The 8,462-nt window shown below is 67.6% G+C and carries 8 protein-coding genes; 6 read left to right on the forward strand and 2 right to left on the reverse strand.

The features are described 5' to 3' along the window. Positions 1 to 191: zinc-ribbon domain-containing protein (locus tag JYJ84_RS21805; RefSeq protein ID WP_205189450.1), on the forward strand; the 191-nt coding region annotated here is incomplete at its 5' end. Positions 192 to 275: 84 nt separating this feature from the next. Here JYJ84_RS21805 and JYJ84_RS21810 read toward each other — a convergent pair. Then, positions 276 to 1,154, reverse strand: a complete 879-nt coding sequence (locus tag JYJ84_RS21810; RefSeq protein WP_174960116.1) for a GyrI-like domain-containing protein — start codon at positions 1,152 to 1,154, stop codon at positions 276 to 278. 274 nt (positions 1,155 to 1,428) lie between these two features. Between JYJ84_RS21810 and JYJ84_RS21815 the strand changes: the two genes are divergently transcribed. The 4 genes from JYJ84_RS21815 to eutC all read left to right on the forward strand — a co-directional run bounded on the left by JYJ84_RS21815 (position 1,429) and on the right by eutC (position 6,941). Next, on the forward strand, positions 1,429 to 2,892 hold the full coding sequence (locus JYJ84_RS21815; RefSeq protein ID WP_089449663.1) for a mechanosensitive ion channel: 1,464 nt from the start codon (positions 1,429 to 1,431) through the stop codon (positions 2,890 to 2,892). A gap of 347 nt (positions 2,893 to 3,239) precedes the next feature. Beyond that, positions 3,240 to 4,652, forward strand: a complete 1,413-nt coding sequence (eat, locus tag JYJ84_RS21820; protein WP_174960120.1) for an ethanolamine permease — start codon at positions 3,240 to 3,242, stop codon at positions 4,650 to 4,652. A gap of 100 nt (positions 4,653 to 4,752) precedes the next feature. Beyond that, a complete protein-coding gene (locus JYJ84_RS21825; RefSeq protein ID WP_175222262.1) occupies positions 4,753 to 6,150 on the forward strand; it encodes an ethanolamine ammonia-lyase subunit EutB in 1,398 nt (465 codons plus the stop codon). Beyond that, complete coding sequence (eutC, locus tag JYJ84_RS21830) at positions 6,147 to 6,941, forward strand: ethanolamine ammonia-lyase subunit EutC (RefSeq protein ID WP_122944090.1); 795 nt, start codon at positions 6,147 to 6,149, stop codon at positions 6,939 to 6,941. The genes JYJ84_RS21825 and eutC overlap by 4 nt, the downstream gene beginning before the upstream one ends. 109 nt (positions 6,942 to 7,050) lie before the next feature. On the opposite strand, the gene JYJ84_RS21835 is transcribed toward eutC, so the two are convergent. Then, entirely contained in the window at positions 7,051 to 7,935 is an 885-nt protein-coding gene (locus JYJ84_RS21835) for a LysR family transcriptional regulator (RefSeq protein WP_175222263.1), read from the reverse strand. 155 nt (positions 7,936 to 8,090) lie between these two features. On the opposite strand from JYJ84_RS21835, the gene JYJ84_RS21840 reads away from it, so the two are divergent. Then, the coding region (locus tag JYJ84_RS21840; protein ID WP_205189452.1) for an MFS transporter at positions 8,091 to 8,462 on the forward strand (372 nt) is incomplete at its 3' end.

The raw sequence follows: 8,462 nt of genomic DNA on the forward strand, positions 1-8,462 counted from the left end.
GCGGGCAGGGCGGCGGCAACGTGCCGCTGAGCCAGCTTGCCTGTGCGGGCTGCGGCGCACTCAATGCGACGGATGCGCGCTTCTGCGCGCAGTGCGGTGCCGCGCAACGCGGCAAGTCCTGCAGCCGCTGCCACTCGGCGCTGGCGGACGACGCGCGGTTTTGCCCCGGGTGCGGGACGCAGGCTGCATAAGCAAGTTTGTCCGCGCATTCGCGCCGGCGGCGTGTGAACGCCGGCCGGCGCGCTTCGTTTCAGGGCCGGCGCACGGCCCTTCGATCAGCGCAGCGGCAGGTAGAGCTCGGTGCGCAGATCGGCCGGCGCGGTATCCATCGGCGAATTGAGATACAGCTCGAACGGCGGCGCGTTGGCGGCTTCGCGGCCCGAATGACGCAGCCAGTCGCCGTAGAGCCACTGGTAGGCCGTCTTCAGGTCCGCATACGGCCCCGTATGCAACAGCACCGCGTATTCGCCGCCTGCCACCGTCGCGCGCTCCACCGGCGGCGCGGGTTCGACGTCCGGCGCGCCGTCGGCCGGCATGATGCAGGCTTTTGCACGCAACTGCGCTTCGGGCGTCGTGTCCGGATCGTCGTAGAAGATGCCGATCACCTTCGCGCCCGGGCCGATCAGCCCGTGTTGCCCGACCCACGCGCCGATTCGCATGAATGCGTCGCTGACCTTCATGTACGGCCCGGTGTGCGTCACGGCATAGCCGCGCAGATCCGGCAATCGCCGGATTTCGACTTCATGCTTGAACATGTCTCCTTCTCCTCGTTGTAGCGGATAGATGGGGCGGTGGCTGCCGGTGCGCCGGTGCTGCGCGGGCGGCACGCCGTAGGCGTCGCGAAACGCCCGCGCGAACGCGTGCGTCGAACCGTAGCCCGCGCGCCGCGCGATCTCGTCGATCGGCCGCGCCGTGCACACGAGATCCTCTGACGCGCGCACGATCCGCATCCGCCGCACCGTCAGCACGATCGACTCGCCATACAGCGCGCGATAGACGCGCTGCCAGTGATACGGCGACAGGCACGCGACTTCGGCGAGCCGGTTCAGGTCGAGCGGGCCGTCGAGGTGCGTGCGGATGTATTCGTGGACGCGCGCCACGCTCGCCGCATAGCGGATCCACGCGGGTTGGTCGGTTTTCGTTTCGACGGTCATCGGCGTGTGCGGGCAGGAACCGACGCCACGGTAGCACGGCCCGAATGGACAAATCTTGCGGAAATGCGCAGGGCTATCCATCCGCCCCTTTTTAATTTTGACGAAATGGGGTCTTGCCCCTCCGCGATCTATGTCTAAAGTTAAAGACGGTGAAATCGGGTGATCGCGTCATTTTTCTCGGGTAAGTTGCTCCGTCGGGGCAGCACGCTTTTCGAAGTACGCAGGTAGTTCGTCGATGTTCAATCGCAACACCACGTTTTCGGGAGAAGAAGAAATGGATGCTTCCAGCTTCATCACGTCGCTGCAGACCACGCTAGGGGGGTATCTGCCAAAGATCGCCGGCGCGATCGGCATCCTGGTGATCGGCTGGCTGATCGCCGTCGTGGTGCGGGCCGGCGCGATGCGCCTGCTCGGCGCGCTGAAGGTCGATCAGCGGATCAACGAAAGCACTGGCCAGGGCGCGTACGTCGAACGCATCATCGCGGGCGGGCTGTTCTGGCTCGTGCTGCTCGTCACCGCGGTGGGCATCTTCAACGTGCTCAACCTGTACGCGGTCTCCAACCCGTTCTCGCTGCTCGTCACGCATATCGTCAACTACCTGCCGAACCTGATCGGCGGCGCGGCGCTGACGCTGATCGCGTGGCTCATCGCGTCGCTGTTGCGCAGCCTCGCGAACCGCGCGCTGAAGGCGAGCAAGATCGACGACAAACTGTCCGAAGGCGCCGGCATGCAGCCGATGAGCGGCTATCTCGGCGACGTGCTGTTCTGGCTCGTGATCCTGATGTTCCTGCCGGCGATCCTCGCGTCGTTCGCGCTGTCGGGGCTGCTGTCGCCGGTGCAGGGGATGGTCGACAAGCTGCTCGCGATCGTGCCGAACCTGTTCGCGGCCGCGGTGATCGGCATCGTCGGCTGGATCGTCGCGCGGGTGCTGCGCGGCCTCGTGACGAACCTGCTGGTCGCGGCCGGCGCCGATCGCCTCACGCAGCGCCTCGACAGCCCGACGCCCGTGCGCGTGTCGAGCCTGATCGGCACGATCGTCTACGTGTTCGTGTTCGTGCCGACGCTGATCTCCGCGCTCGACGCGCTGAAGATCGACGCGATCTCGGTGCCGGCCACCAACATGCTGAACCAGTTCCTCGGCGCGGTGCCGGACATCGTCGCGGCGATCGTGATCGTGCTGGTGACGTTCTACTTCGCGCGCTTCGTCGCGTCGCTCGCGCAGAAGCTGCTGGAAGCCGCGGGCGCCGACGGGCTGCCGGCCGTGCTCGGCGTCGAGCGCGTGTTCTCGGGGATCCTGCAGCCGTCGGTGCTGGTGGCGCGGCTGATCGTGTTCTTCGCGATGCTGTTCGCATCGGTCGAAGCGGCGAACCGGCTCGGCTTCTCGCAGGTGCGCGACGTCGTCACGCTGTTCATCGAATTCGGCGGCCACGTGCTGATGGGCGGCGTGATCCTCGTGATCGGCGTGTGGCTCGCGGGCCTCGCGCGCCGCGTGATCGAGCAGGCCGACCGCGAGCACAGCGTGCTGTTCGCGCGCATCGCGCAATTCGCGATCCTGGGCCTCGTGTTCGCGATGGGGCTGCGCGCGATGGGCATCGCGAACGAGATCGTCCAGCTCGCATTCGGCCTCGTGCTCGGCGCGATCGCGGTGGCGGTGGCGCTGTCGTTCGGCCTCGGCGGCCGCGAAGCGGCCGGCAAGCTGCTTGACCGCTGGTTCAACCAGCGCAGCGGCGGGCAGTAACGCCACGCTCGCGCAGCCGTCCGGTCGCGTCGTGCGGCCGGAGGGTGTTGTACGCGCGAGCGCTTGCATCCGATGGCGCGCGAATGGCACGCGACAGCGTCCGTTCGCGCGTCGTCTCGCGCGTACGACCACTACGCCGGAACCGGCCAAGGCCGCAACGGTGTCTTCCGCTGCGCGCCGGCCCCTTGCCGATCGGCGTCGGCCGTCGCGCCGCGTCCGCGTTTCCGTCAGCGAAATGTCAGCCGCGATCTTTGCCGAATTTCGATAACACGTCGTTTAATGACTCTCTAGCATCGATTCTCAGTCGCGCAGGCCGGCAGGCCCGGCGCCTTTGAGGAGAGAGTCCGATGAAAGCAGAGTCGAATGGCCGGCCCGCCGCCGGCGCCAAGTCGTCCGGCCAGCCCGCGCTGCAGCAGACGCTCGGGACCTGGCAACTGTGGGGCATCGCGGTCGGCCTCGTGATTTCCGGCGAATACTTCGGCTGGAGTTACGGCTGGGCGAGCGCCGGCACGCTGGGTTTCGTCGTCACCGCGCTGTTCGTCGCGGCGATGTACACCACCTTCATCTTCAGTTTCACCGAGCTGACGACGTCGATCCCGCATGCGGGCGGCCCGTTCGCGTATGCGCGCCGGGCGTTCGGCCCGACCGGCGGCTATCTCGCCGGTGCCGCGACGCTCGTCGAGTTCGTGTTCGCGCCGCCCGCGATCGCGCTTGCGATCGGCGCTTACCTGCACGTGCAGTTTCCGGGGCTGGAGCCGAAACATGCGGCGATGGGCGCGTATCTCGTGTTCATGGCGCTGAACATCGTCGGCGTGCAGATCGCGGCGACCTTCGAGCTCGTCGTCACGCTGTTCGCGATCTTCGAGCTGCTGGTGTTCATGGGCGTCGTGTCGCCGGGCTTCGCGTGGAGCAACTTCATGAAGGGCGGCTGGTCGGGCGCCGATCATTTCAGCCTCGGCGCGTTCCACGGGATGTTCGCGGCGATCCCGTTCGCGATCTGGTTCTTCCTCGCGATCGAAGGGGTTGCGATGGCCGCCGAGGAGGCGAAGAACCCGAAGCGCTCGATTCCGATCGCGTACGTGGCCGGGATCCTGACCCTCGTGGCGCTCGCGGTCGGCGTGATGGTGTTTGCCGGCGGCGCGGGCGACTGGACCAAGCTCGCGAACATCAACGACCCGCTGCCGCAGGCGATGAAGTACATCGTCGGCGCGAACAGCGGCTGGATGCACATGCTGGTGTGGCTCGGGCTGTTCGGGCTGGTCGCGTCGTTCCACGGGATCATCCTCGGCTATTCGCGCCAGATCTTCGCGCTGGCCCGCGAAGGCTACCTGCCCGAATGGCTCGCGAAGGTGCATCCGCGCTTCAAGACGCCTTACCGCGCGATTCTCGCGGGCGGCGTGGTCGGCATCGCGGCGATCTACAGCGACGAGCTGATCCAGTTCGGCGGGCAGACGCTGACCGCGAATATCGTGACGATGTCGGTATTCGGTGCAATCGTGATGTATATCGTGAGCATGGCGTCGCTGTTCAAGCTGCGCCGCTCGCAGCCGAATCTCGAACGGCCGTTCCGCGCGCCGCTGTACCCGATCTTCCCGGCGTTCGCGATCCTGGCCGCACTTATTTGTCTCGGGACGATGGTGTACTTCAACGGGCTGGTCGCGCTGGTGTTCCTCGGCTTCCTCGCGTTCGGCTACGCGTACTTCCTCGCGACGCGTTCGCAGCGTGCGAGTGCGCCGGGCGACGTGCTGCTGGAAGAATGAGCAGGGTGAAGGTGAACGGCCGTTCCTGACGGCATCCGGCGCGCCCCGTCGAACGGGCGCGCCGTCGGCTTTTGGCAAGGATGGGCAAGGAGACTCGCAGATGTCCTATACGGAGACGATCGGTCCGCGCACGTACCGCTTCGCGGACCTGAAGACGCTGCTCGCGAAGGCGAGCCCGCTGCGTTCCGGCGACCAGCTCGCCGGTGTCGCGGCGGCGAGCGAGGAGGAGCGTGTCGCCGCGAAGATCGCGCTCGCGGGTGTGCCGCTGAAGGCATTCCTGAACGAAGCGGTGATCCCGTATGAAGACGACGAGGTCACGCGCCTCATCGTCGACGATCACGACGCGCTGGCATTCGCGGAAATCTCGCACCTCACCGTTGGCGATTTCCGCAACTGGCTGCTGTCGCCGGCGGCCGACGGCGCAGCGCTCGAACGGATCGCGCCGGGCCTCACGCCCGAGATGGTCGCGGCCGTGTCGAAGCTGATGCGCAACCAGGACCTGATCGCGGCGGCGAGGAAGCGCCGCGTGGTCACGCGCTTTCGCAACACGGTCGGGCTGCCGGGCCGGATGTCGGTGCGGCTGCAGCCGAACCACCCGACCGACGACGTGAAGGGGATCGCCGCGTCGATGCTCGACGGGCTGATGTACGGCTGCGGCGACGCGATGATCGGCATCAACCCGGCCACCGACAGCCTCGCGGCGATCGTGAAGCTGCTCGCGATGATCGACGGCTTCCGCGAACGCTACGGCGTGCCGACGCAGTCGTGCGTGCTCACGCACGTGACCAACACGATCGCGGCGATCGAGAAGGGCGCGCCGGTGGATCTCGTGTTCCAGTCGATCGCGGGCACCGAGAAGGCGAACGCGAGCTTCGGCATCTCGCTCGCGCTGCTCGGCGAGGCGCACGAGGCGGCGTTGTCGCTCAAGCGCGGCACGGTCGGCAACAATCTCATGTACTTCGAGACGGGCCAGGGCAGTGCGCTGTCGGCGAACGCGCACTTCGGCGTCGACCAGCAGACCTGCGAAGTGCGCGCGTATGCGGTCGCGCGCAAGTTCGAGCCGTTCCTCGTGAACACGGTGGTCGGCTTCATCGGCCCCGAATACCTGTACGACGGCAAGCAGATCATCCGCGCGGGGCTCGAGGATCACTTCTGCGGGAAGCTGCTCGGCGTGCCGATGGGCTGCGACATCTGCTACACGAACCACGCGGAAGCCGACCAGGACGACATGGACACGCTGCTCACGCTGCTGGGCGCGGCCGGCATCAACTTCATCATGGGGATTCCGGGCGCGGACGACGTGATGCTGAACTACCAGAGCACGTCGTTCCACGACCAGCTGTATGTGCGCGAAGTGCTCGGGTTGCGCCGCGCGCCGGAATTCGAGGAGTGGCTGGAGACGATGGAGATCGCCGATGCGCACGGCGCATTGCGCGCCGCGACGTCACGCGTGCCGCTGCTCGCGGGCGCGAACGACTGGATGGGGATTTCGTCATGAGCGACGCCGTCGAGAAGAACCCGTGGGCGCAGCTGAAGTCGTTCACGAATGCGCGAATCGCGCTCGGCCGCGCGGGCAACAGCCTGCCGACCGCGCCGCTGCTCGCGTTCAACCTGTCGCATGCGCAGGCGCGCGACGCGGTGCACCAGCCGCTCGACGCGGACGCGCTGCGGCGCGAGATCGAGGCGGCGGGCCTGCTGCCGACGCTCGGCGTGCAGAGCGCCGCGCCGGACCGCGACCACTATCTGCGCCGGCCCGACCTCGGCCGCAAGCTGTCGGATGACAGCCGCGGGCTGCTGGCCGGCTACGGCGCGGCGCTCGACGACGCACCCGACGTCGTGTTCGTGATCGGTGACGGGCTGTCGGCGTTCGCGGCCGCGAAGCAGGCGCTGCCGTTGCTGCAGGCCGTGCGGCCGCGGCTCGACGCGGACGGCTGGCGGATCGGCCCGGTGGTGGTCGCGACGCAGGCACGCGTCGCGCTCGGCGACGAGATCGGCGAATTGCTGCGCGCGAAGGTCGTCGCGATGCTGATCGGCGAACGGCCGGGGCTCAGCTCGCCGGACAGTCTCGGCGTGTACCTGACGTGGGCGCCGAAGGTCGGCTGCCACGACGCATTGCGCAACTGCATCTCGAACGTGCGTCCCGAAGGGCTGCCGTATGCGGGGGCCGCGCACAAGCTGCATTACCTGATGACGCACGCGCGCCGGCTCGGGCTGACGGGCGTCGGGCTGAAGGACGACAGCGACGCGTTGTTGCCGCAGGCGGAAGCGGAGCGGATCGGGGCGGACTGAACGGCGCGGAACGACGCGGAACGACGCGCGCACGTTGCTGCCGCACAGCGGCGTTCCGTCGTGCCGTGCGGGTGACGTGCTGGACACCGGTCGAGGCGTCCGTCCTCGGTTACTTGAACAGCCGCTCGCACAGAAAATCGACGAGCACGCGCAGCTTCGGCGACAGCTGCCGGCTCGACGGCCACACGATCGAGAATTGCCCGGGCGCGATCCGGTAGTCGTCGAGCACGGTGACGAGCATGCCCGTATCGAGCGCGTCGCGGGCGAGGAAGTCGGGCATGTAGCCGATGCCGAGCCCCGCGAGCACGGTGCCGCGCAGCGCTTCCATGTTGTTGCAGGTCATCGCGGTGCGCAGCTTCAGCGGCGTGCCATCGTCGGCCGCGAGCGCCCAGTCCTGCAGCTTGCCGGTGGTCGGGAAGCAGTAGCGCACGCACTCGTGCGCTTCGAGATCGTGCGGCGTGCGCGGTGTGCCGGCCTGCGCGAGATACGCGGGCGTCGCGCACAGCACGAACGCGAACGGGCCGAGCCGCCGCGACATCAGGCTCGAATCGGACAGCGGGCCGCTGCGGATCACCGCGTCGAAGCCACCTTCGACGACATCCACCATCCGGTCGTTGAAGTCGAGATCGAGCTCGACGTCCGGGTAGCGCTGCCGGAATTCGGGCAGCACCGGCAGCAGGAACCGGTAGCCGATCACCGGCAGGCTCACGCGCAGCTTGCCGCGCGGGCGCTGCGCCGATGCCGTCACGGTTGCTTCCGCATCGCGGAAATCCTCGAGGATCCGCTGGCAGCGTTCGTAGAAATGCCGCCCTTCGTCGGTGAGCGTGACGCGCCGCGTCGTGCGGTTGAACAGGCGCACGCCGAGCGACTGCTCGAGTTTCGCGATCGTCTTGCCGACCGCCGACGCCGAGATGCCGAGCGCGCGGCCGGCCGCGACGAAGCTCAGTGCTTCGGCGGTGCGGACGAAGGCGACGATGCCGGTCAGGTTTTCCATTGAATCGAAGGGCGTGCGCCGACGCGTGTAGTCAAGGGGATTGCAGAATTTTAGTCCGCTATATGCGGAGCTTTACGTAGTTTTTCGCGGATTGAATCGGATTTATCTTCTGTCGCTCTGACGGCGCATCCGCGCCGGCTTTTCGAGGAGCGATGATGGATCAGCCTTTTTCAGCCGCTTCGGCTCAGTCGGCACGCCGGCGCGCGTGGGTGCTGGCCGCCGTCTGCCTGGCCGCTGTCGCGCTGCCGCTGTCGTTTTCGGGCGGCGCGGTCGCGACGCCCGCGATTGGCCGCGACCTGCACGGCGGCACGGTCGCGATGAACTGGATCACCAACGCGTTCATGCTCGCGTTCGGCAGCTTCCTGATGGCGGCCGGCGCGCTGGCCGACCAGTTCGGCCGCAAGCGCCTGTTCGCGATCGGCGTTGGCGGCTTCACGCTGATGTCGGTCGCGCTCGCGTTCGCGCCGTCGATGCTCGCGGTCGACCTGCTGCGCGCCGAAATCACCGAGCCCACGCGACGAGGGAAG

It is taken from the genome of Burkholderia sp. LMG 13014 (assembly GCF_905232215.1).
In the GTDB taxonomy this organism is placed as follows: Bacteria; Pseudomonadota; Gammaproteobacteria; order Burkholderiales; family Burkholderiaceae; genus Burkholderia.

What these genes read in the sequence shown, in the direction of transcription:
- JYJ84_RS21810 (WP_174960116.1), bottom strand. Translation starts at nt 1,154, where the DNA reads ATGACCGTCGAAACGAAAACCGACCAACCCGCGTGGATCCGCTATGCG.
- JYJ84_RS21815 (WP_089449663.1), top strand. Translation starts at nt 1,429, where the DNA reads ATGGATGCTTCCAGCTTCATCACGTCGCTGCAGACCACGCTAGGGGGG.
- eat (WP_174960120.1), top strand. Translation starts at nt 3,240, where the DNA reads ATGAAAGCAGAGTCGAATGGCCGGCCCGCCGCCGGCGCCAAGTCGTCC.
- JYJ84_RS21825 (WP_175222262.1), top strand. Translation starts at nt 4,753, where the DNA reads ATGTCCTATACGGAGACGATCGGTCCGCGCACGTACCGCTTCGCGGAC.
- eutC (WP_122944090.1), top strand. Translation starts at nt 6,147, where the DNA reads ATGAGCGACGCCGTCGAGAAGAACCCGTGGGCGCAGCTGAAGTCGTTC.
- JYJ84_RS21835 (WP_175222263.1), bottom strand. Translation starts at nt 7,935, where the DNA reads ATGGAAAACCTGACCGGCATCGTCGCCTTCGTCCGCACCGCCGAAGCA.